Consider the following 22,119-nt stretch of genomic DNA (forward strand, 5'->3'; position numbering starts at 1 on the left):
TACTACCCGATCCTGGATCACGGTGTGACTGGTTGCGCGGAGTCCTCCTTACGGGGTAATCCGCCCGCCTCATACACCCGTTGCGCGTCTTGACGGTCACGCTCGGCGCCGAGGGCGATGGGGGCCCCGACCATGGTGTCGGGGATGGCGAAAGCCTCGACGAGGGTGCCCGCGTGGGGGCGCAGGTGGGCGCACAGGTCGTTGACGGCGCTGGTCACAGCCTTGGCGCGGCCGGTGGAGAGCCTGCCGTGGCCGAGGAACCAGTCCAGGTCGGCCTCCACGTCGGCGAGTACGTACAGGTCGCACACCCGGTCGAGCAAGTCCTTCTCCGGTCCTTCACCGCATCGGTCGATCGCGGCTACGAACGCCTCCAGGACGACCCGCTGGATGTGGACCCTGGCGGCGCGTAGAACGTGGTCTTGCGCACGATTGAAGACGCCGAAGGCGTCGGCGCCGTCCTCGCCTGCCTTTCTGAGCCGCCTGGCCAGGGTGTCGAGGACGTGTTTCTCCCGGTCCTCGAACAGCCGCAGGTGCCAGCCGCGGTTCAGCAGGTCCGTCTCGTCGTCCTGTGGGGTGACCGCGTTGATCAAGCGGTCGATGAGCGCGCGGGCCGCGGTGCGCTCGATGACGGTCTCGACGAACTGGTCGGCGATGAACCTGGCGAGGCCGACGCTGCCGAGGGTGTGCAGGTGCTGCTGGTAGCCGGTGAGCAAGCCCTTCGCGACGAGCTGGAGCAGGATCGTGTTGTCGCCCTCGAAGGTGGTGAACACGTCGGTGTCGGCCTTCAGCCGGGGCAGCCGGTTCTCCATCAGGTAGCCCGCGCCGCCGCAGGCCTCGCGGCAGGTCTGGATGGTGTGGGTGGCGTGCCAGGTCCCGATGGCTTTGAGTCCGGCCGCGCGGGACTCCAGTTCGCGTTGGCGGCGGTCGTCGCCCGCCTCCAGTTCGTGCAGCGTGGTCACCAACTGTTCCTGCGCGAAGTGCAGCGCGTAGGTCGTGGCGAGGGCGGGCAGGAGTTTGCGCTGGTGGGCGAGGTAGTCGAGCACGACGATCTCCTCGCCGGTCGCCGGGTTGTCGAACTGGCGGCGGACCAAGCCGTAGCGCACGGCGATCGTCAGTGCCGTCTTGGTGGCGCTGCCCGCGGCGCCCGCGACGCTGATGCGGCCGCGGATGAGGGTACCGAGCATGGTGAAGAAGCGCTTGGCGTCGCCGTCGATCGGGCTGGTGTAAACGCCGTCCGCGCTGACGTCGCCGTAGCGGTTGAGCAGCGCGGACCGCGGGACGCGGACGTTGTCGAACCACAGTCTGCCGTTGTCCACTCCGTTGAGCCCGGCCTTGCGCCCGCAGTCCTCGATCCGCACCCCCGGCGCGACCTGCCCCGACGCGTCGCGGATCGGCACGACCAGCGCGTGCACCCCGCGCGAGGAGCCGTCGACGACCAACTGGGCGAACACGACGGCCACCTGGCCGTCGCGGGCGGCGTTGCCGATGTACTCCTTGCGCGCGCCCTCGTGCGGGGTGTGCACGACGAACTCCCCCGCGTCGTAGGTCGCGGTGGTGCGCAGGTGCTGGACGTCGGAGCCGTGGCCGGTCTCGGTCATGGCGAAGCAGCCGGGCAGGTCGAGTTCCATGATCGCGCGCAGGTACCGCTCGTGGTGGGGCTCGGTGCCCAGCGCCTCCACCGCGCCGCCGAACAGGCCCCACTGCACTCCCGCCTTGACCATGACCGACAGGTCGCCGAAGCCGAGCATCTCGAACGCGGTCAGCGCCGCGCCCGTGTCGGCGTCGCCGCCGTAGTCCTTGGGGAAGCCCGCGCGCGGGTAGCCGGAGGCGACCAGCGACCGCAGCGCGTCGAGCACCTGGGCGCGGTGCTCCTCGGTCGGCAGGTCGCCCGGCGGGGTCGACTCGCCCGCCAGCCACGCGCGGGACTCGCGGCGGACATGACCCCACCGGCCGTCGAGGACGTCGGTCAGGCGCTTCGGGTCGGCCGGTGCGTTCGCCGGGATGTCCATGTCGGAAACGCTAGTGCGGCGGCCGCGGTCAGGCAGGCTGAGCGGAGGCGAGCTTGCCGATGGCGGTCTCGGTGATGTCGACGGCGCCCGCGTCGAGCATCGCGTTGATCGTCTTGGCGAGGCCGCGCTTGGCGTAGACGCCCTGGACCACGACCAGGTCGTCGTCGAACAGGTCCGAGCCCAGGCGCCACGAGTTGTCCGACAGCGCGGGCCGGACCAGGTGCAGCCGGTCGGCTGGCACGCGGATGGTGAGCATGACGTGGGCCGGGGCGAGGTAGGCCGCGCTGAGCAGCCGGGCGAGGTCCTGCACGACGGCGCGGCGGGCCGGGTCGCGCCAGGCGTCGGGGCTGGCGATGAGCTTGGCGCCGCAGGTGCGCACGGTGGCCAGGAGCCGCAGGTTGTTGTGCCACAGCGACGACCCGGTCTCCATCACGTCGATGATCGCGTCGGCGAGCTCGGGGATCTTGGCCTCGGTGGCGCCGTGGGAGTGCACGACGTCGGCGCCCTGCCCGGCCTCCTGGAAGAAGCGCTGGCCGATGTTGGGGTACTCGGTGGCGACCCGGACGTCGGCGCCGAGGTCGGCCAGGCACTTCGCCGGGTGGTCGTCTGGCACGGCGAGGACGAGCCGCCAGCGGTCGCTGGTGACCTTGGCGTAGTCGAACGAGTCGACGACCTCGACCTTGGCGCCGGTCTCCTCCAGCCAGTCGGCGCCGGTGACGCCGACGGCGAACACGCCGCTCTCCACCACGAACGGGATCTCGCGCGGCTTGAAGAAGGCGACGGTGTCGACGCCGTCGTAGTCGATGGCGGCGCGGTAGGCGCGGTCGGAGCCGCGGCGCACGGCGAGGCCCGCGGTGGCGAACAGGTCGAGGGTGCTGCGTTCCAGCGAGCCCTTGGGCAGCGCGAGGGAGATCATCTTTCCTCCTGGTGGTCCCCGCGCAGCAGCGCCTCGAGGAAGGTCGCGACGCCGTCCCGCAGATGGGACCCGGTCACGAACGCGGCCTCGGCGAGCACGTCGGGGTGGGCGTTGGACACCGCGACCGCGAGCCGCGCCCAGCGCAGCATCGGCAGGTCGACGGGCATGTCGCCGAAGGCGACGGTGAGCAGGTCGCGGACCGCGGGGAGCCTGCACGCCTTGTCGATTCCCGCGGGCAGGATCTCGACGAAGTGGCTGCCGGACACCGCGACCAGCGCGTGCGGTCCGACCGCGGCGCGCAGCCGGGCGGCGAGCAGGTCCACCGGGACCGAGTCCGCCTGGACGAGCAGTTTGACCGCGGGTTCGACCGGCAGCGCGGCCCGCTCGGCCCTGACCACGCCGATCGCGGTCGAGCCGAGGACGAACGGGTCGTCGAGTTCGCACCGGTCGAGGTAGTCGTAGCCGACGCGGACGTCGGCGGCCAGGGCGCGGGCCAGCACGGTCAGCGCGCGCGTGGCCTCCGTGGTGAACAGGGTCGAGTCGAGCACCCGGCCGGTCGGGTCGGCCACGACCGCGCCGCCCGAGCAGATCAGCCGGTCGGCCCCGGCCGCCTGGGCGACGGCCACCGCGTCGCGCAGCGGCCGGGCGGTGACCGCGAGGAACCGGCCGCCGGAGACGCGCAGCCGATCGATGGCGCGCACCGCTCGCGCGGTGACCCAGCCGTCGCCGTCGAGGAGGGTCTTGTCGAGGTCGGAGGCGACCAGCAGCAGGCGTCCAGGCACAGGGCACTCGCAGCGCTCGGGACCGGCTAGACGTGCAGCAGCCGATCGATGCCGACGATGGGTGGTTTCGGCAGGGTGGCGGGCCGGACCTCGATCTCGCCGACGACCAGCTCCGCGCCCCAGGTGTCGATGATCGTGCCGACGCACGCGCCGATCGCCGCCGTGGTCAGCTTGTTCGGGTCGTCGTCGCCGGGGAGGTTGGCGATGGCGCCGGGCGAGACCAGGCAGGCACGCACCCCGTTGGGCCGTTCCTCGAGTAAGAGGGTCTCGACCAGTGCTTTGAGCCCGGCTTTCGTGGCGCTGTAGGCGGCGCCGCCCTCGAAGAAGCGGGTGGCCGCGTGGCTGCCCATGGCCACGAAGATGCCTTGGCGCTCGCGCAGCGCGGCGAGGGTGGCGCGGATCAGGTGGTAGGTGGCGCTGAGGTTGACCGCGAGCAGCCGGTCCCAGTCCGCCTCGCGCAGGTCGGCCAGCGGGTCGAGGACCCGGTCGACCGAATTGGACACGCACGCGTCGAGGTGTCCGGCCTGACCGATCACCTGGGACACCGCGGCGCGGATCGCGGCCGGGTCGGCGAGATCGCACTGGATCTCCCCCAGCCACCCTTTCCCCAACAGTGTCCTATTGAGGGAGTACACGCGATAGCCGCGGTCGCACAGGTCCTCCGCTATCGCAAGGCCACTCCCCCGATTGGTCCCGGTCACCAGTGCCACGCGGTCACTCGATGACATCGAATACCCGCTTCCACTGCGCGACGAGTTCGTCGCCCGCCACCCCGCGCCGGAACAGGTCCTTGTCCACCGAGCCGCCGTCATGGCGCAGTCGCATGCAGTCCTGCGACACCTCGGAAATCAGCGACAATTCGCCATCTGGCCGGACACCGAAGATGACGCAGAAATCCCACAGCTCGATCGGCGCGAGCCATTCGCCCAACACTTCGTTGGTGGTCAACGCCAACTCGCGCATTCGCTCAACGGGCTGGCCGAGCGCCCGCAGGTAGTCCTCGCCGATGGGCTGGTCCTCGGGGTCGACCCGGTAGTCGAACTTCACCACCGGCCGAGGGAGCAGCGCGCCCTCCTCGAACAGGCCGGGGTACTTGCGGGTGGTCGAGCCGGTCGCGCGGTTCTTGACGATGACCTCGAACGGCGGCGCCGGGCAGTATTCGGCCAGGTAGACGAGGTCGGAGACGCGGTCGAGGTAGGCGCACGGGACGCCAGCGGCGGTGAGCCGGGCGGCGGCCTTGGCGTAGAAGTCGAGCCGCAACGGGCCCGTCTCGGCGACCATCTCGTCGCGGTCGTGGGTGAAGCTGCGCAGGCTCGGGATGAGCTGGACGAGGCAGCGGTCGTCGGGCAGCAGCCACAGGCGCTTGCTACGGCCGACGATGTCGGGTTCGGCGGTGGCGATGATCTCGGCGTACGAACGCGCGTCGGTATTGGTCCCAGAACGCATATGTCCCCCTGGTTGCACGGCTTTTCCGTGGATCCCATTCCACCTTCCCGAAGGACCGCGGGACTGTCAAGACCAATCTGATTGCACAGTCAATCGGCAAATTCACTCCGCGTTAACCACGAATGGGCGTGTTGACTTGTTCGGCCGAACGGACCTAACGTGAAGTCCGGTCGCCGGGCTCCGGGGTAGGAAAGTCGCCCGCACCACTCACGAATCAATTCCACCATTGTGGACTGCCGCACTCCCGCGACAGTCCTATCCGACCATGTTCAATTCACCGAATTGACGGGGGAAGACTTTGTCGACCGCAGAACGGATCGCACACTCGAAGATCACCAAGAAGTTCCGCACCAGCAGCGGCCAGCTGCTGTTCGCCAGGGGCAGCGGCGGCGAGGTCTGGGACGTCAACGGGGCCGCCTACGTCGACTTCGTCATGGGCTACGGGCCCGTGGTCCTCGGCCACGCCGTGCCCGAGTTCGACGAGACCGTCAAGGAGTACCTGGCCAACGGCGTGATGATGCCGGGCTACTCGACCTTCCACCAGGAGTACCTCGACCGCCTGCTCGACCAGCGCCCCGGCGACCGCGGCGCGTTCTTCAAGACCGCCTCCGAGGCCGTCACCGCCGCGTTCCGCCTGGCCGCCATGGAGACCGGCAGGCTCGGCGTGATCCGCAGCGGGTACGTCGGATGGCACGACTCGCAGATCGCGAACTCGCTGAAGTGGCACGAGCCGCTGCACTCGCCGCTGCGGGGCAAGCTCCGCTACACCGACGCCATGCGCGGCGTCGGCCCGGACGAACCCGCCCTGAACTGGGTCGACCTGCGCATCGAGTCGCTCAAAGCGCTGGTCGACGAGCACCGCGACGTGCTCGGCTGCTTCGTCTTCGACGCCTACCTCGCCTCCTTCACCACCCCGGAGGTGCTGCGCGAGGCGGTCGAGCTGTGCCGGTCGGCCGGCCTGCTGACAGTGTTCGACGAGACCAAGACCGGCGGACGGATCTCCCCGCTCGGCTACGCCCAGGACAACGCCATCCCGGCCGACCTGATCGTCATCGGCAAGGCGCTGGGCAACGGCATGCCGATCAGCGTCCTCGTCGGCAACACCGAGCTGCTCACCCACGCCGAGAACGCCCGGCTGAGCGGCACGTTCTCCAAGGAGATGGTGACCGCGTACGCCGCGCTGGCCACCCGCGACATCCTGGAGCGGCCCATCGGCGACAGCGCCGACGGCTGGGCGGAGCTGGGCCGGATCGGCACCCGGATCGCCGAGGTCATGACCTACGCGGCCAAGGACGCAGGCGTCGCCGACGCGGTGTGGGCGCAGCCGGTGCTCGGCGGCGGCATGTTCGAACTCGTCTACGCCGACGATGTGCTGGGCGACAAGGAGCGGCGTTCCGCGCTGCTGGAGGCGTTCGCGGGCGCGGGAATCCTGCTGCTGGAGGGCCATCCGTCCTTCGTCAGCCTCGCCCACCGCGATCTCGACTGGGACAAGTTCTCCGACCAGGTGGCCGGCGCGTTCCGGTCGTGGACCAACGGGAGTGGACGATGACCGACAGCGTGCGACTCGCCCTGATCGGCTGCGGCAGGCAGATGACCCAGAACCTGGTCCCGTTCCTGCAGCGCGCGGGCGGGCACCAGATCGTGGCGTGCGTGGACGGCGACCTCTCGCTGGCCACCGCGCTGCGGGCAAGGACCGGCGCGGCGACCGCGGTGTCCTCTGTGGACGAACTGGACCTGGCCACGGTCGACGCGGCGATCCTGGCGGTGCCGCCGGAGCCGTCGTACCGGCTGACCGAGCAGTTGGTGGGCAACGGGATCGACTGCTTCGTGGAGAAGCCCGCGGGCCACACCACCGCCGCGCTCACCGATCTCGACCGGCTCGTGCGCCGCACCGGGCGCACGGTCCAGATCGGCTTCAACTTCCGCTACGCCGAGACGCTGCAGCAGCTCCACGAGCTGACCAAGCCGATCCGGGCGACGCCGTCGGAGGTCACGATCGACTTCTACAGCCGCCACCCGTCGGCGCCGCAGTGGGGCGTGGACACCACCCTGGAGGCGTGGATCCGGCACAACGGCGTGCACGCGTTCGACCTTGCCCGCTGGTTCGTGCCCGCGCCGGTGGTCAGGGTCGACGCGCACACGATCCCGTGCGGGAACGACCGGTTCCAGGCCACGGTGACGCTGCGCCACACGGACGGCTCGCTGTCCACCCTGCGGATCGGCAACCACACCAAGAAGTTCATCGTCGGCGTCAGTGTGCAGGGTGTCGACGGAAGCCGGTTCACCGCGCCGTCGCTGGAGCAGGTGACCATGGAGCTGGAGGCGGGCACGCCGTCGGGGACGGTGCTGCACAGCACCCGCAACCTCGACCACGGCTGGGGCCGCAGCGGCTTCGGCCCGGAGCTGGAGGCTTTCCTGGCCGCGTGCGGTCCCGGTGACTCGCCGCTGCCCGCGGGCCCGTCGGTGGCGGACGCGCTGGCGGCGTCGGAGCTGTGCGATCGGGTGGTGGACGACCTGGCCATCGGCGCGCTGGACGCCGAACTGGACCAGGCTTCGGCAGTCTGACGGGTGAGGGGTCCGGGCACCGCGCCGGACCCCTCACCCGGCCCACCCCGACAATCGGACGGACCCACATGCCCATCCACTCCACCTCCACCGGCGGCTGGATCGCGGCGCACCTGCGGCGGCACAGCGGCCTCCTGCTCGTGTTCGTCATCGGCGCGGCGGCGTCCACGCTGGCGGCGACGCTGGTGCCGGTGTTCCTCGGCCGGGCCTTCGGGGCGGCGACCGGATCCGGCGAGTCCTTGCTCGCCATCGCGGGGGCAGTCGTGGGGCTGGTGGTCGGCCGGTTCGCCGCCGATCTCATCGGGGGTGGGGCCATCGAGATCGTCGCCCAGCGCGTCAAGCGGGACGCGCGCGACGAGCTTTACCGCAGTCTGCTGGGCAAGCGGCAGTCGTTCCACGACCGGCAGCGCGTCGGTGACATCCTCGCCAGGGCGATCAACGACGCGCGGCTGGTCGACTACCTGGTCAGTCCCGGGATCGCCACGGCGTTCACCGGGGTGCTGGCCCTGCTGGTGCCGATCGGGTTCATCGCGGCGGCCGATCCGCGGCTGCTGCTGGCGCCCGCGGTGGTGCTGCTGGTGTTCGCGGGCGCGCTGTGGCACCACCTGCGGCGGTTGCACCCGCTGACCGTCGACAGCAGGCGTGCCTTCGCCGACCTCAACGACACCTTCGCCGAGACCCTGGCGGGGATGCCGACGATCAAGGCGCTCACCAAGGAAGACCACGAGCGCGGCAAGTTCGTCACCGCGGCGAGTGCCTACCGGTCGAGGTTCCTGCGGCGGGGCCGCGCTCAGGCGGTCTATCTGCCCGGCCTGAGTTTCGCGCTGGGCATGGCGATCGGCGGCGTGCACGCGCTTTCCCTCTACGGCGCGGGCGAGATGGCGCTGCCCGACGTGATCACCTACCTCGGCTGGCTCGCCCTGTTCGCCCAGCCCGTGTCGATGTCCGAGCAAGCCGTCCCCGTGCTGCAGGACGGCTACGTCGCCGCCGCCCGGATGCGGGAGCTGACCGGCGGGGCGGACACCGACATCGAGGAGACCTCGGGACTACAGCTGACCGTCAACGGCCGGGTCACCTTCGAGCACGTGTCGCTTTCCCTGAGCGGCAAGGAGATCCTGCACGACGTCTCGTTCGACCTCCCGGCGGGCGAGACCCTGGCCGTGGTCGGCACGACCGGCAGCGGCAAGTCCATGCTCACCAAACTCGTCAACCGCACCTACGACGCCACCTCCGGCCGCGTGCTGATCGACGGCCGCGACGTGCGCGAGTGGGAGCCCGCCGCGCTGCGCAGGCAGATCGCGACCGTGCACCAGGACCCGTTCCTGTTCTCCAAGTCCGTGCACGACAACATCGCCTTCGGCAGCCCGACCGGCGCCGACCCCGACCAAGTCCACCAGGCCGCAAGACAGGCCCAGGCCGACGAATTCGTTCGCGAGTTGGACGACGGCTACCAGACCGTCCTCAACGAAGGCGGCACCACGCTGTCGGGCGGACAGCGGCAGCGGCTCGTGATCGCCCGCGCCCTGATCGCCGACCCCGCGATCCTCACCCTCGATGACGCCACCAGCGCCGTCGACGCCACGACCGAACGCGCGATCACCACGGCCGTCGGCGCGCTCATGGCCGGTCGCACCACGATCCTCATCTCCCACCGCCCCGGCCAGATCCGCCGCGCCGACCTGGTGCTGCTGCTCGACCGCGGCCGCGTCGCGGACCTGGGCACGCACGCCGAACTGGTGGCCCGCAGCCCGCTCTACCGGGAGATCTACAGTGACTGACCTGTTCGCGGGCCTCAAAGCCGACGACTACGACCGCGCGTACACCAACGGCCAACTCCTGTCCCGCATCCACGGCTATCTGCGCGCGGACCGGACAACACTCGTCGGCGCGGCCGGGCTGATCGTGGGCGCGTCGCTGCTGATGTCCGCGGTGCCCGTGGTGATCTCCCGCGCGATCGACAGCGGCGGGCTCGGCTGGCAGCTCGGCGCGATCGTGGTGGCCATGGCCGTCGTCGGCTGGGGACTGACGTGGGCGCGCCAGGCACTGACCGCGCGGCTCGTCGCCGACGTGGTCTACCGGCTGCAACTCGACGCGGCCGACGCGGCGCTGGCCAAGGACGCGGCCTTCTACGACCGCAACTCCGTCGGCCAGGTGCTCAGCCGGGTCAGCGGTGACACCGAGGGCTTCAGCTCCGTGCTCACCCTGACGCTCAACTTCCTCAGCCAGCTGTTCCTCGTGGTCGTCCTGGGCACACTCGTGTTCGTCATCGACGTGAACCTGGGCCTGCTACTGCTCGCCATGGTGCCGCTGCTGGTCGCCGCGACGCTGGCGTTCCGGCGCGTCGCGCGGGTCGGCGCGACCAACACGCGGCGGGTCATGGCGCAGGTCAACGCGCACGTGCACGAGACCATGGTCGGCATCGCGGTGGCCAAGAGCTTCGGCCAGGAGCAGACCGTCTACCGCGACTTCGACGACGTCAACCGCTTGTCCTACACCGTCTATCTCCGCCAGGGCCTGATCTACGCGGTGATCCTGCCTGTGCTGACGCTGCTGGCCGGGCTCGGCTCCGCGGCGCTGCTCTACGCGGGCGGCCGCTTCACCGCCCTCGGCGAACTCTCCCCCGGCGAGTGGTACTTCGCGGTGACCGCGCTGGGCATGGTGTGGCTGCCGCTCACCCAGGCCGCCTCGTTCTGGAGCCTGTTCCAGCAGGGCCTCGCCGCGAGCGAGCGCGTGTTCGCGCTGGTCGACAGCGCCGACAGCGTCGAGCAGACCGGCGCGGAACCGGTCGGCAGGCTGCGCGGCGAGATCGAGCTGCGCAACCTCGACTTCTGCTACGACACCGGCGAGAAGGTCTTCCACGACCTGTCGCTGCGCATCGAACCCCGGCAGACCGTCGCGGTCGTCGGCCACACCGGCGCGGGAAAGTCGACGCTGGCCAAGCTGATCGCCCGCGCCTACGAGTTCGACGGCGGGGAGCTGCTCATCGACGGCCGCGACATCCGCTCGTTCGACCTCGCCGAGTACCGGCGGCAGGTCGGCGTCGTCCCGCAGCACCCGTATCTGTTCTCCGGCACCGTCAAGGCGAACATCGACTACGCCGGACCCGGTGACTCCACAGTGGACTCGCTGGACCCGTCGGCGCCGGTCGGCCGGGGCGGTCAGGGCGTGTCGGTCGGGCAGCGGCAGCTGATCTCGCTGGCCAGGGTGTTCCGCGTCAAGCCGTCCATCCTCATCCTGGACGAGCCGACCGCGAGCGTGGACCCGTTGACGGAGAAGGGAATCCAGCACGCCCTGGCCGAACTCATGGCCGACCGGACCGTCATCGTGATCGCGCACCGCCTGTCGACCATCCGCAAGGCCGACCGCGTGCTCGTGTTCGACCGCGGCGACGTCGTCGAGGACGGCACCTTCGCCGAACTGCTGGCCAAGGACGGCCACTTCACCGAGCTCTACCGGACCTACTACGCGCACCAGGAGGACTGATGGATCTCGACGGGCTCCAGCGGCGGGCCGAGGCCGACGGGCGGGCCTGCGTGGTGGGCGCGGTGATCGTCAACGCCCGCGACGAGGTGTTCCTGCAGAAGCGGGCCCCGCACGTGCGGCACTTCCCCGGCTGCTGGGACATCGTCGGCGGGCACGTCGAGCCGGGCGAGGACCTGCGGACCGCGCTGGCCAGGGAGGTGCTGGAGGAGACCGGCTGGCAGCTCGGCGAGGTGCTGGACCTGGTGCACGTGTTCGACTGGACCTCCGGCGACGGCGTGCCGAAGCGCGAGATCGACATGCTGGCCACGGTGTCCGGCGACCTCGACCGGCCGCGCATCGAGACCGACAAGTTCACCGAGTTCGGCTGGTTCACCGAGGCCGCGCTGCGGGACCTTGCCGGGGACTCGGCGATGATCGACGTGGCCCTGCGCGCGCTGACCGCGCGAGCCGACCCCGCCACCCGGCGGCCGTGACGTCTCGCGCCACCGCCGCCGGGCGGAACCGGATCAGTACACGCTGCTGGGCATCCACTGGTCGTACCCGTAGGCGATGCGCAGTTCCTGCGTCGCGTTCCAGCCCCACTTCTGCAACCCGGCCTTCGCCGGATCACGCGGTTGCAGGGTGACCTGCCCGCCCTGCGTGGTCGCCGCGGTGGCCACAAGATTCGGGTCGCGCGGCTGGAACAGGTAGCCGTCCGCGCCGAGCTGCCAGCGCCCGTTGGCGTCGTACTGGCCGACCTGGTCCTTGCACTGCCACACCTGCACCGGCGCGCCCGCCACGGCGTTCGAGGCGTCCAGGCAGTAGCCCGGCGACCGGGCGTTGATCACCTGGCGTGCCACCGGGTTCGCCGACCACTTCTGGTCGGCCGACCCGAACTCACACGTCCACGACAGCAGCTTCGCGCCGTTGGACGGCGCGTTCCCCGGCACGTCCAGGCACCAGCCGTTGGCCGGGGTGGCCAGGTTGCGGAACGCGCCGGTGAGCGTCGAGAACCTCAGCTTCTGGTTGGCCGAGCCGTCACAGCGCGCCAGCGTCATGGCGCCGCCGACCGGGTTGGCTCCGGCCGCGTGCGCGGCGCACAGGCTCGGATCGGCCTTGACCCGCACCAGGTCCCCGTCGAGGATCCACTTCTGCGCGTTGCCCCCGTTGCAGTCCCACATCTGCAACCTGGTTCCAGGCGTGAACTGGCTGAAGTCGATGTCCCAGCAGCGGTCGTGGGTGAGCTGCGAGTGGATCGACTGGTTGGTCGGGTCGTACCACCAGCCCTGGTTGCGCCCGCCGTGGCACGGGTAGGACAGCAACCGGTATCCGTTGCGGCTGGAATACCCGTCAGCGTCGACACACAGTCCGGTGACCGGGTTCTGCACCTGCTTGAACTCCAGCAGTCCGGCACGGAACACCGAGCTGTTCGTGCTGGCCGGGTCGTAGCAGGAACCCGTCGCCGCGCCCGAGTTGTACATGTCGCGCATGCAGCGGGCGAACGCCTCGTGGCCCGCGACGTTCGGGTGCCAGGACTGCCGCCAGGCGTTGGGGTCGAAGACGTTGCCCGACGAGTTGTAGAGGCCGGTGACCCACGGGCTCTGGGTGCACGGCTCGTGCCCGGCGTACAGGCGGGAGGCGTCGGCATACCGGGTGCCCGTGCTCAGCGCGGCGTCGCGAACCGCCTCCTCGAACATGGGCACGACCTTGTTGCGACCCGCCGCGTGGTCGGCGAGGTAGAGCAGGCAGCCGCCCCCGTACCAGCCGGGGAAGTTCGGGTTGTCCTCCACGTCCGGGCTGACCGGGCTTGGGTAGGAGGACACGATCAGCTGGTAGTCGGTCTGCTGGTAGCCCGCGTCCCGCATGATCGCGCGGATGTCGGCGATGCCGCCCTTCAAACCGTTGCGCACCACGGTGAACCGGGCGACCTCGTTGCCGGACTCGCTCTGCCAGCAGGTGCCCTTGAAGAAGATCCGGTTCTCGCTGCACTTGGTCATCAGCGGGCCGAACTCGATGCCGCCGTAGTCGTTGGCGCCCATCACCAGCCAGATCAGCTTGACCCTGGTGTTGCGGGCCTGGATCGCGAGCTTGTTGCCCTGGTTGTCGCCGGGTTCGAACGTGCCGGGGCCCTGAAAGCGCAGGTTCTCGTTGCGGCCGCCCGAGCAGGCGATGTTGCTCTTCACGTCCGCCGGGATGTCCACGACCTTGATCGCGGCCTTGACCGAGCGGTGGCAGTAGCTGACCGGCCCGTTGGTGCCCGGCTCGTAGAGGCTCAGGTCGTAGGCGCCCTCGCCGGAGATCTCACTGTCTCCGGCGCTGATCACCGAGGTCTTGCGCTGCTCGATCGGTCGGATCTCCGGGCTTCCGTACAGGGCGGTCGCCTCCGCTGCGCGGATCGCCTCGAGGGCAGCGGGCAGCGGCACCACATCGGCCGCGGCCGCGGGCGATGGCGGTAACGCGACGACGCCGAGCGCGGCGAACGCCGCCGCGCACACGGCGATCGCGTATCTGGTGGGACCCATGAACTCTCCTCGCAGGGGGAAGGAGTGGAGTGGCCTGGGTCACCTTCCCACAGCGAGGGCGGTTTCGTGAAGATTCCTCACGAAATGATCGCGAATGATCAGTGCACGGGCTCGTCGACCTTCTCCTCGGCGCTCTCCCGCGCCAGCTTGCCCATGGCCACGACGCCCAGCGCGGCCAACGCGCCCAGGATCGGCAGGACGAACACCGCCCACTGGCCCAGCGGCTGGGCGAACCCGGCCACCGCCGCGCCCGCCGCGTTGCCGACCAGGATGATCGACACCAGCCACGCGAACGCCTCGGTGGCCGTGCCCTTCGGCGCGACCTGGCCGGTGATGATGAACCCGGCCGCCAGCACCGGCGACAGGAACAGGCCCGCCAGCACCATCAGCGCCGCCATGACCGTGGGCGGCCCGACCAGCACCAGCGGCACGTAGCTCAGCGTCAGCGCGCCCAGCAGCCACGGCAGTTGGCGGCGCGCGCCGCCCCACCAAGTGCGGGCGCCGTAGGCGAGGCCGCCGATCAGCGCGCCGAAGGCGTGGGCGCCGAGCAGGACGCCCGCGACCGAGTCGTCGCCGACGCTCTCGGCGTAGCCGACCACGGCGATGCTGAACACGCCGAGCACGAACCCGACGAAGCACAGCGCCAGCAGCAGCACCCGAAGCTGACCCGACCGCAGCGGGCCAAGCCAGCCCGCCTCGCTCGGGTGGCCGCGCCAGCGGCGGACCGGCGGCGAGGCGACGAACGCCAGCGTGCCCACGATCGTCACCGCGGCGATGGTCAGCACCGCGCCGGTCGGCGACACCGCGGCCACGACGCCGATGACCAGCAGCGGGCCGACGACGTAGAGGACTTCCTGCAGGGCCGCGTCCAGCGCGTACGCGGCGTTGAGCGCGCGTTCGCCGGGCATCACGTCGGGCCACAGGCTGCGCAGGCACGGCTCCAGCGGCGGCGTCAGCAGTCCCGCGATGAAGATGTCGAGCGCGGCCCACCAGATCTCGTCCTTGTCGGCGAGCGCGAGCGTGGTGAACGCGCCCGCGGACACCACCGCCGAGCCGACCAGCACCGCGGTCTGGCCCCGCCGGTCGACCACGCGCCCCAGCAGCGGGCCGCCGATGGCGGTGGCGACGGCGAACAGGCCGACCAGACCGCCGACGATCCCGTACGAGAACCCTTGCTCACGCAAGAACAGCGCGATGGCCAAAGGGGCCATGCCGTTGGGGAGCCTGCCGACGAGGTTGGTCACGATCAGCCACTTCGCGTGGCGCTGGCCAAGGCACTCCCGGTAGACGTGCGTCATCGATCCCCCGTCGATAGTTGAGCGCACCGTACTGGCTTGGATGCTAGGCGTGACCGATCAAGAGTGTCAACCGGCCCTGTGGTTACCTGGATTCCATGGATCCAGTCGCCGCGCTGAAGCAGATCGCGCTCTTCCTGGAGCGCGCTGGCGAGCCCACGTTCAAGGTACGAGCCTTCCGCAAGGCGGCCGCAATCGTGGCCGATCTCCCGGCCGATGAGCTGGCCGAACGCGTCCGCGCGGGCACACTGACCGCGCTGCCCGGCATCGGCAAGTCCATCGCCGCGGCGATCACCGAGGCGGTCACCCAGAGCGAGCCCGGCTACCTGACCAAGCTCACCGAGAGCGGCACGAAACCGGTCGCGGGCGGCGCGGCCCTGCGCGCGGCGCTGCGCGGCGACTGCCACACCCACTCTGACTGGTCCGACGGCGGCAGCCCCATCCGGGAGATGGCCGAGGCCGCGATCGCGCTGGGCCACGAGTGGATGGTGCTGACCGACCACTCACCCCGGCTGCGCGTGGCCAACGGGCTGAGCGCCGAGCGGCTGCGCAGGCAGCTGGAGGTGGTGGCCGAGCTGAACGTCGAGTTGGCCCCGTTCCTCATCCTGACCGGTATCGAAGTCGACATCCTCGACGACGGCGCGCTCGACCAGACCGACGAGCTGCTGTCCCAGCTCGACCTCGTGGTGGCCAGCGTCCACTCGAAGCTGCGGATGCCGAAGCGGGAGATGACCGAGCGGATGCTGACCGCGGTGGCCAACCCGCACGTCGACGTCCTCGGCCACTGCACCGGCAGGCTCGTCATGGGCAAGGGCCGTCCCGAATCGACCTTCGACGCGAACGCGGTGTTCAGCGCGTGCGCCGAGTACGGGGTCGCGGTGGAGATCAACTCCCGGCCCGAGCGGCTCGACCCGCCGCGGCGGCTGCTGAAAGTCGCCGCCGACCTGGGCTGCGAGTTCGCCATCGACAGCGATGCGCACGCCCCCGGACAGCTCGACTGGCTGCCCTACGGCTGTGAGCGAGCGGAGGAGACAGGGATCACGCCGGAGCGGATCATCAACACCAAGACCGCCCCCGACCTGCTCGACCACATAGCCGCTAAGAGGCCCTAGTCGGCAGGTTCGCGGAAACGAACCCGAACTCGGCCCACACGACCTTGCCCTCCGGCGCGAGCTGCCAGCCCCAGTCGTGGCTCAGCGCCTCCACGATCGCCAGCCCCCGATTGCGCGTGGCGCGCACGTCCGGGTGCCGGACCATCGGCGCGCCCGGTCCGCAGTCGCTCACCCGCAGCAGGATTCGGCCGTCCACCAGCCGTATGTCCACGCAGACCTCGCCCCGGCCGTGCTCGACGGCATTGGTCACCAGTTCGGAGGTGGCAAGCACGACGTCGGCGACCAGGTCGGAGCGCGCGGACCACGACCGAAGCGCGTCGGTCACGAAATCCCGCGCCTCCCCCGCCGACCCAGTCGTCGGCGGCAGCCTCACTATCAGCTCGTCCACCAAACCAGCCCCTAGCCCAGAGTCCACACGGGAACCAGTCCCCGTGTGGCCACAGACATACCCCACCCGTGGCCGCTCCAATCACGCCAGCCCGAAGACACCCGTGAGTCCGGTGATCTCGATGATCCGGCGTACCCGGTCGTGCGGCTCGTGCAGGACCAGCCCCACCCCCGCCTCCTCGGCCCTGCGGCGGGCCGCGACCAGCACCCGCAGGCCCGCCGAGTCCATGAACTCGACCTTCGACAGGTCGATCCGGATCGTGGTGGTCGCGCCCGTGCCGAGCGCGCTCTCCAGCGCCTGGGCGAGGCGCGGCGACGTGGCGAGGTCGACCTCGCCCTCCACCGAGATCACTACCGGGTCCACACCCTCGCTGTTGATCTCCACTATCGGTCCTTCCTGATCATGCTTACCCGGCCAGCGTGTCGTTGCCCAAAGCGGCGCGGAGCCGGTCGAGGATCTTGGTGAGCAGGCGCGAGACCTGCATCTGGGACACCCCGACGCGGCGGGCGATGTCGGACTGGCTCATGCCGCGGACGAACCGCAGCACGATGATCCGCTGGTCGCGCTCGGACAGCTCGGCCAGCAGAGGGCGCAGCGCCTCGCGGTCGTCGATGTGCTCCAGTTCGGCGTCGTCGACGCCGAACTTGTCGCCGCCGGGTTCGGCCAGCCGCGCGTCCAGCGACGTGCCCTCCTTGGCCGCGGTGGCCAGCAGGGCGTCGTAGACCTGTTCCTTGGTCAGCCCCAGGTAGTCGGCCAGCTCACTCGGCCGCGGCGCTCGGCCCAGCCGCTGGCTGAGCTCGCCGCGGCCCGCGGCCACGGTCAGATGCAGCTCCTTCAGCTGGCGGGGCACGCGCACGGCCCAGCCGGTGTCGCGGAAGTGTCTGCGCAGCTCGCCCATGATCGTGGGGATCGCGAAGCCGTAGAAGCTGCCACGCTCCGGCTCGAACCGGTCGACCGACTTGATCAGCCCGATCGTGGCCACCTGGACGAGGTCTTCGAGCTGGTCGCCGCGCCGGTCGAATTTGCGCGCGAGGTTGCGCGCGAGGTCGAGGTAGGACTCGACGAGCTCGGCGCGCAGCGCGGCGCGGCGCGGGTCGGACTCCGACAGCTCGGCCAACTCGCGAAACCGGATGTCCTCGGCCTCGGTCACTGCGCGGCCGCTTCGCCGGGGCGCGCCACCAGCTCGATCGACACGCGGTGGCCGCCGTCGACGGACTCGACGTGCTCGGTCACCGCCGAGGCCAGCGTCGTGAGGATCTGCCAGCTCATCAGGTCGGCCGACGGCGGCACCGGGGCGTCGGCCTCGACCTGCGCGCGGACGCGCAGCGCGTCGGACTCGGGCTTGAACGACAGGTACAGCGACGACCCGTTCGCCGCGACGCGGACCAGCAGCGAGCACGCCTCGTCGACGGCCATCCGCACGTCCTCGATCGAGTCGAGGTCGAAGTCGAGCCGCATCGCGATGTCGGCGGCGAACGACCGGACCAGCGGCACCTGTTCGGCGTCCGCGCTCACCCGCACGTCCGCCTGCCGCACCCCGTTGGGGCGTGCGGGCACACTCGTCTCGACCTCGGACACCGGTTCCTCCTGCGATAGCGACACCCGTGCAACCTATGCCATGCGTGACGAACGGGAGCGGGGCGGAACCGTGTCCACCCCACTCCCGGTCATTTCACAGGCGCGCCGGGGATACCCGCGCCGGGCCCGGTCGAAACGCGGTTACCGGTAGGAATTCCGGGTGTAGGCCAGGCTGAAGCTGCCCTCACCGTTGAAGTACTGGCTGACCAGGTACGCCGGGTCGGTGGCGAGCAGGCCGCGCGGGATGTCGCCGCCGTCGTTGCCGTCGTCCCAGCCCCACGGCGCGTTGGCGGCGTTGTCCTTGCCGTTGTCGCCGCGGAACGTGCCATAGCCGGCGAAGGTGGTGGCGCTGTTGCGCCGCGACCACAGGCCGCTGACGTCGAAGATGTTGACCAGCTTGTAGCCGACGGAGCTGTCGGTGCCGCTGGAGGGGACCTCGGCGGTGCCGCTGGGGTAGTAGACGACACCGTCGCCGCCGGGGAAGCCGGAGCCGTTCCACGCGTAGACGCCGTGGCCCTTGGCCTCCTGGCGGGTCGTGGGGTGGGCGGCGCCGTTGTAGGTCTGCATCGGCACGGTGCCGTCGACGTTCTCCCGGCCGCTGACGAACGGGCTGCCGGAGGGGACGTAGGAGTAGAAGTCGGTGTGGGCCACCGACACCATGGCCTCGAACTTGCCGTAGGTCGAGCCGTCGCGGCGGACGGTCAGCAGCACACCCTCCATGTCGTTCTCATGGGTGTAGAGGGAGAACGGGTCGGAGAAGTCCTCCCAGTCGCGCGGGTGGTAGAAGCCGTAGCCGATGAACCAGTGGGTGGAGGTCTCGACCACGGAGTAGTAGACGTGGCCGCTCATCCGGGACAGGACATCGTCCTGGTGCTCCCAGTTGTTGAGGGTGTCCCATTCGAGGTCGAAGTCGATCTTGGAGAGGTAGTCGGCGTCGTAGTCCGACGAGTCGGTGTCCTGGTAGTGGATCGGCGCCCACCGGGTGGCGAGTTCCAGGTCGGTCACGGCGACCGCGTTCGGGGCGGCGACCACGAGCAGGCTCGCGGACGTGGCCACTCCGGCGCACAGCGCGGCAAGACGGCGTAAAGCCTTCATCAGCTGCTACCTCCATGAAATCGGGTAGTCAGTTGATTACCGGAGCGTCACGACCGGCCGGTGACCATTCACCGTCCAACCGATGATCAGTTGTGGGTTTAGGGGCATCATCTGAGGGGTGGACCTGATCGAGCGCGCGCGGCGGGTCGTGGTGCTGTCCGGGGCGGGCATCTCGACCGACTCGGGCATTCCGGACTTCCGCGGCCCGAACGGCCTGTGGACGAAGAACCCGGGCGCGGAGCGGATGTCGAACATCGCCGAGTACCGCCGCGACCCGGCGTTGCGCGAACGCACCTGGCAGGCGCGCTCAGTGCACCCGGGCTGGACGGCTGAGCCGAACGCCGCCCACCGCGCCCTGGCCGACTTCGAGTCCACCGGCAGGCTGGTGGCGATCCTGACGCAGAACATCGACGGGCTGCACCAGCGTGCGGGCTCGAAGCGGGTGGTGGAGCTGCACGGGACGATGTTCCAGACCGTGTGCCTGTCCTGCCCGGACGTGCGCCCGATGCGGGAGGCCCTCGACCGGGTGGCGGCGGGTGAGGCCGACCCGCCGTGTCTCGTGTGCGGCGGGATCTTGAAGTCGGCGACGGTGTCGTTCGGTCAGCCGCTGGACCGGGTGGTCTTGGACGAGGCGAGGGCGGCGGCGGTGTCGGCGGACGTGCTGCTGGCGGTGGGCACTTCGCTGGGCGTGCAGCCCGCGGCCGGTCTGGTCGGCTTGGCGGCGCGAGCGGGCGCGGCGGTGGTCATCTGCAACGCGTCGCCGACCCCCTACGACGACTTGGCCACCACGGTCATCCGCGACCCGTTGAGCGAGGCACTGCCCAAGCTGCTCAGCGCAGTCCCACCGCCTCGGTGAGTCACTCGACCGGGTCGGCTTCCCGCTGTGGCTTGGGTTCGGTGGCGCCGGCGCGTTCGGGGCGGTTGCCGAGCAGCGCGGCGGGGCGGACAGCGGCCGTGCCGAACTTCGACCTGGCCTTGTCGGCGGCCTGCTCGGCCTGCCGCCACCCCTGCTCCGGCGCGTCGAGCAGCAGTTGCTCGGACTCCCCCGCGCCCAACTGCTCCATCCGCACCCCGATCAGCCGGACGGCGCCATGCGGGACCTGTTCGTCGAGCAGCTTGCACGCCGTCTGGTAGACCTCCCGCGTCACGTCCGTCGCGACCGGCAGGGTGCGCGAGCGGGTGATCGTGGAGAAGTCCGAGTACCGGACCTTGATCGACACCGTCCGCCCCCGCAGCCCGCGCGTGCGCAGCGTCGCCGCTGTGCGCTCCGACAGCCGCAGCAGTTCGCGTTTGAGCAGGTCGCGGTCGTAGTGGTCGACCTCGAAGGTCTCCTCCGCGCCGACCGACTTCTCCGCAGCCTCCGCCACCACGGCCCGGGGGTCGTGCCCGTTGGCCAGCGCGTGGAGGTGTTCGGCCAGTGCCACGCCGATCATCCGCTTGAGCCGGGGCAGGGGCGCGTTGGCGACGTCCGACACCCGCTCCAGGCCGACGTCGAACAGCCGCTCGGCCGTCTTCTTCCCCACGCCCCACAGCGCCGACACCGGCAGCGGGTGCAGGAACTCGGTGACCTGGCCGACCGGGACCACCAGCATCCCGTCCGGCTTGGCCAGCCCCGACGCCAGCTTCGCCACGAACTTCGTCGGCGCGACGCCCACCGAGCACGTGATGCCGAACTCCGCGGTGACCCTGGCCCGGATCCGGGCCCCCACCTCGGCCGGGGTCGTGCGCAGGCGGCGCAGCGCTCCGGAGACGTCCAGGAAGGCTTCATCGAGGCTCAGCGGCTCGACCAGCGGGGTGATGTCACGGAAGATCGCCATGACGCCGGAGGAGACGCGCTGGTAGAGCTCGAAGCTCGGCGGCAGGAACACCGCGTGCGGACACAGCCTGCGCGCCTGCCCGGTCGGCATGGCGGACCGGACACCGAACTCGCGGGCGATGTAGTTGGCCGCCGAGACCACCCCACGCGCGCCGACGCCGCCGACCACGACCGGCCGATCACGCAGCTCAGGGCGTTCGCGGATCTCGCAGGAGGCGTAGAACGCGTCCATGTCGACGTGCAGCATCGAGCAGCCCGCGTCGTCGGGCCACCGCCCGTCGCGCGCCTTGAACCGCTCGACCAGCCCCCTCGGCAGGTCCCCGCTTCGCCCCATGCCCCGGAGCCTTCCACAGGGACCCGACAGTCAGCGGCGGGCGACGGCGTGCAGGCGGGTGGCGACGTCGCGCAGTGGTGGGGTCGTCGCGGCGACCAGTTCCAGCTGGGCCAGCGCGTCCTGGGCGCCCGGGCTGGCGTCGAGCACCGAGCCGGGGACCAGGTCGGCGACCACGCCGTAGCCCTGGATCAGCTCGACGGTCAGCCCGGCGTCGGTGAGCAGGGTGCGCAGGCCCTCGGTGTCGAACCGGCGCAGCAGGGCCTCGCCGGGGCCGGTGATCTGGCCCGCCGGGTCGTCGAGCAGCTTCCGGGCGTCGACCAGCTTGCCGGAGATCGCGCGGTGCAGGACGGCGGCGAAGCGGTTGGCCACCAGCAGCGACAGCACGCCGCCCGGGGCCACCGCGCCCGCCATCGCGGCCACGGTCACCTTGGGGTCGTCGACGACCTCCAGCAGGCCGTGGGCCAGCACCAGGTCGGCCGAGCCGGGCTCGACGAGCTGGTCGAGCGCGTCGCTGTCGCCCTGCAGGGCGGTGATGCGGTCGGCGACCCCGGCCTCCTGGGCGCGGCGCTGCAGGGTGGCCAGGGCGTTGGGGCTGGGTTCGACCACCGTGACGGCGCACCCGGCCGCGGCCATGGGCACGGCGAACACGCCACTGCCGCCGCCGACGTCGAGCACCCTGGGCGGTTGGCCGTGGCGCCGCTCACGGGCGGCGGTCAGCTCGAGGTCGAGCACACGGCGTACGGCATCCGGTCGCATGAGATTGAACTGTAGAGACTCTGAGAGCGCGTCGGAGAACTGC

21 protein-coding genes are annotated in these 22,119 nt (G+C 70.6%); 7 read left to right on the forward strand and 14 right to left on the reverse strand.

Features of this window, described 5'->3' with window-relative positions; all coding sequences use genetic code 11:
* Positions 1 to 17: 17 nt before the first annotated feature.
* From ACSHT8_RS12960 to ACSHT8_RS12980, 5 genes are read right to left on the reverse strand one after another with little or no spacing between them, the layout of a single operon-like run.
* The gene (locus tag ACSHT8_RS12960) at positions 18 to 2,009 is read right to left on the reverse strand and encodes an acyl-CoA dehydrogenase family protein (RefSeq protein ID WP_436500945.1); all 1,992 of its coding nucleotides are present in this window, start codon (positions 2,007 to 2,009) and stop codon (positions 18 to 20) included.
* 28 nt (positions 2,010 to 2,037) lie between these two features.
* Complete coding sequence (gene hisG / locus ACSHT8_RS12965) at positions 2,038 to 2,925, reverse strand: ATP phosphoribosyltransferase (RefSeq protein WP_436500947.1); 888 nt, start codon at positions 2,923 to 2,925, stop codon at positions 2,038 to 2,040.
* The gene (locus ACSHT8_RS12970) at positions 2,922 to 3,707 is read right to left on the reverse strand and encodes an HAD hydrolase family protein (RefSeq protein WP_436500949.1); all 786 of its coding nucleotides are present in this window, start codon (positions 3,705 to 3,707) and stop codon (positions 2,922 to 2,924) included. The genes hisG and ACSHT8_RS12970 overlap by 4 nt, the downstream gene beginning before the upstream one ends.
* Positions 3,708 to 3,733: 26 nt before the next feature.
* Positions 3,734 to 4,519, reverse strand: a complete 786-nt coding sequence (locus ACSHT8_RS12975) for an SDR family NAD(P)-dependent oxidoreductase (protein WP_436500951.1) — start codon at positions 4,517 to 4,519, stop codon at positions 3,734 to 3,736.
* On the reverse strand, positions 4,422 to 5,153 hold the full coding sequence (locus tag ACSHT8_RS12980; protein ID WP_436500953.1) for a phosphoribosylaminoimidazolesuccinocarboxamide synthase: 732 nt from the start codon (positions 5,151 to 5,153) through the stop codon (positions 4,422 to 4,424). The genes ACSHT8_RS12975 and ACSHT8_RS12980 overlap by 98 nt, the downstream gene beginning before the upstream one ends.
* Before the next feature lie 298 nt (positions 5,154 to 5,451).
* On the opposite strand from ACSHT8_RS12980, the gene ACSHT8_RS12985 reads away from it, so the two are divergent.
* From ACSHT8_RS12985 to ACSHT8_RS13005, 5 genes are all read left to right on the forward strand, one after another.
* The gene (locus ACSHT8_RS12985; RefSeq protein WP_436500955.1) at positions 5,452 to 6,702 is read left to right on the forward strand and encodes an aminotransferase class III-fold pyridoxal phosphate-dependent enzyme; all 1,251 of its coding nucleotides are present in this window, start codon (positions 5,452 to 5,454) and stop codon (positions 6,700 to 6,702) included.
* Entirely contained in the window at positions 6,699 to 7,718 is a 1,020-nt protein-coding gene (locus tag ACSHT8_RS12990) for a Gfo/Idh/MocA family protein (RefSeq protein WP_436500957.1), read from the forward strand. Before ACSHT8_RS12985 ends, ACSHT8_RS12990 begins: the two co-directional genes overlap by 4 nt.
* A 68-nt stretch (positions 7,719 to 7,786) precedes the next feature.
* On the forward strand, positions 7,787 to 9,496 hold the full coding sequence (locus ACSHT8_RS12995; protein WP_436500959.1) for an ABC transporter ATP-binding protein: 1,710 nt from the start codon (positions 7,787 to 7,789) through the stop codon (positions 9,494 to 9,496).
* Positions 9,489 to 11,201: an ABC transporter ATP-binding protein gene (locus ACSHT8_RS13000; protein WP_436500960.1), complete on the forward strand. Its 1,713-nt coding sequence runs from the start codon at positions 9,489 to 9,491 to the stop codon at positions 11,199 to 11,201. The genes ACSHT8_RS12995 and ACSHT8_RS13000 overlap by 8 nt, the downstream gene beginning before the upstream one ends.
* The gene (locus ACSHT8_RS13005; RefSeq protein ID WP_436500962.1) at positions 11,201 to 11,674 is read left to right on the forward strand and encodes an NUDIX hydrolase; all 474 of its coding nucleotides are present in this window, start codon (positions 11,201 to 11,203) and stop codon (positions 11,672 to 11,674) included. The genes ACSHT8_RS13000 and ACSHT8_RS13005 overlap by 1 nt, the downstream gene beginning before the upstream one ends.
* Before the next feature lie 33 nt (positions 11,675 to 11,707).
* Here the strand turns inward: ACSHT8_RS13005 and ACSHT8_RS13010 are convergent, their stop codons facing one another.
* On the reverse strand, positions 11,708 to 13,702 hold the full coding sequence (locus ACSHT8_RS13010; RefSeq protein ID WP_436500963.1) for a ricin-type beta-trefoil lectin domain protein: 1,995 nt from the start codon (positions 13,700 to 13,702) through the stop codon (positions 11,708 to 11,710).
* A 98-nt stretch (positions 13,703 to 13,800) separates the two neighbouring features.
* Positions 13,801 to 15,000, reverse strand: a complete 1,200-nt coding sequence (locus ACSHT8_RS13015; RefSeq protein ID WP_436500965.1) for an MFS transporter — start codon at positions 14,998 to 15,000, stop codon at positions 13,801 to 13,803.
* Between the two features lie 95 nt (positions 15,001 to 15,095).
* On the opposite strand from ACSHT8_RS13015, the gene ACSHT8_RS13020 reads away from it, so the two are divergent.
* Entirely contained in the window at positions 15,096 to 16,109 is a 1,014-nt protein-coding gene (locus ACSHT8_RS13020) for a PHP domain-containing protein (protein WP_436500967.1), read from the forward strand.
* On the opposite strand, the gene ACSHT8_RS13025 is transcribed toward ACSHT8_RS13020, so the two are convergent.
* The 5 genes from ACSHT8_RS13025 to ACSHT8_RS13045 form a co-directional block, all read right to left on the reverse strand.
* Complete coding sequence (locus ACSHT8_RS13025; protein ID WP_436500969.1) at positions 16,096 to 16,563, reverse strand: ATP-binding protein; 468 nt, start codon at positions 16,561 to 16,563, stop codon at positions 16,096 to 16,098. The genes ACSHT8_RS13020 and ACSHT8_RS13025 overlap by 14 nt on opposite strands.
* 15 nt (positions 16,564 to 16,578) lie before the next feature.
* Positions 16,579 to 16,881, reverse strand: a complete 303-nt coding sequence (locus ACSHT8_RS13030; RefSeq protein ID WP_436500971.1) for an STAS domain-containing protein — start codon at positions 16,879 to 16,881, stop codon at positions 16,579 to 16,581.
* 22 nt (positions 16,882 to 16,903) lie between these two features.
* Complete coding sequence (locus tag ACSHT8_RS13035; protein ID WP_436500973.1) at positions 16,904 to 17,647, reverse strand: SigB/SigF/SigG family RNA polymerase sigma factor; 744 nt, start codon at positions 17,645 to 17,647, stop codon at positions 16,904 to 16,906.
* Positions 17,644 to 18,075 carry an ATP-binding protein gene (locus ACSHT8_RS13040; protein WP_436500975.1) on the reverse strand — a complete coding sequence of 144 codons (432 nt, stop codon included), beginning with the start codon at positions 18,073 to 18,075 and terminating at the stop codon, positions 17,644 to 17,646. Before ACSHT8_RS13040 ends, ACSHT8_RS13035 begins: the two co-directional genes overlap by 4 nt.
* Before the next feature lie 141 nt (positions 18,076 to 18,216).
* Entirely contained in the window at positions 18,217 to 19,170 is a 954-nt protein-coding gene (locus ACSHT8_RS13045; protein ID WP_436500976.1) for a hypothetical protein, read from the reverse strand.
* 124 nt (positions 19,171 to 19,294) lie between these two features.
* On the opposite strand from ACSHT8_RS13045, the gene ACSHT8_RS13050 reads away from it, so the two are divergent.
* A complete protein-coding gene (locus ACSHT8_RS13050; protein ID WP_436502057.1) occupies positions 19,295 to 20,026 on the forward strand; it encodes an SIR2 family NAD-dependent protein deacylase in 732 nt (243 codons plus the stop codon).
* 1 nt (position 20,027) lies between these two features.
* Here the strand turns inward: ACSHT8_RS13050 and ACSHT8_RS13055 are convergent, their stop codons facing one another.
* Both ACSHT8_RS13055 and ACSHT8_RS13060 read right to left on the reverse strand, forming a co-directional pair.
* Complete coding sequence (locus ACSHT8_RS13055; RefSeq protein ID WP_436500977.1) at positions 20,028 to 21,320, reverse strand: DNA polymerase IV; 1,293 nt, start codon at positions 21,318 to 21,320, stop codon at positions 20,028 to 20,030.
* Between the two features lie 30 nt (positions 21,321 to 21,350).
* A complete protein-coding gene (locus ACSHT8_RS13060) occupies positions 21,351 to 22,076 on the reverse strand; it encodes a class I SAM-dependent methyltransferase (protein WP_436500979.1) in 726 nt (241 codons plus the stop codon).
* Between the last annotated feature and the right edge of the window lie 43 nt (positions 22,077 to 22,119).

The organism is Actinokineospora sp. HUAS TT18 (assembly GCF_051364635.1).
Taxonomy (GTDB): Bacteria; Actinomycetota; Actinomycetes; order Mycobacteriales; family Pseudonocardiaceae; genus Actinokineospora.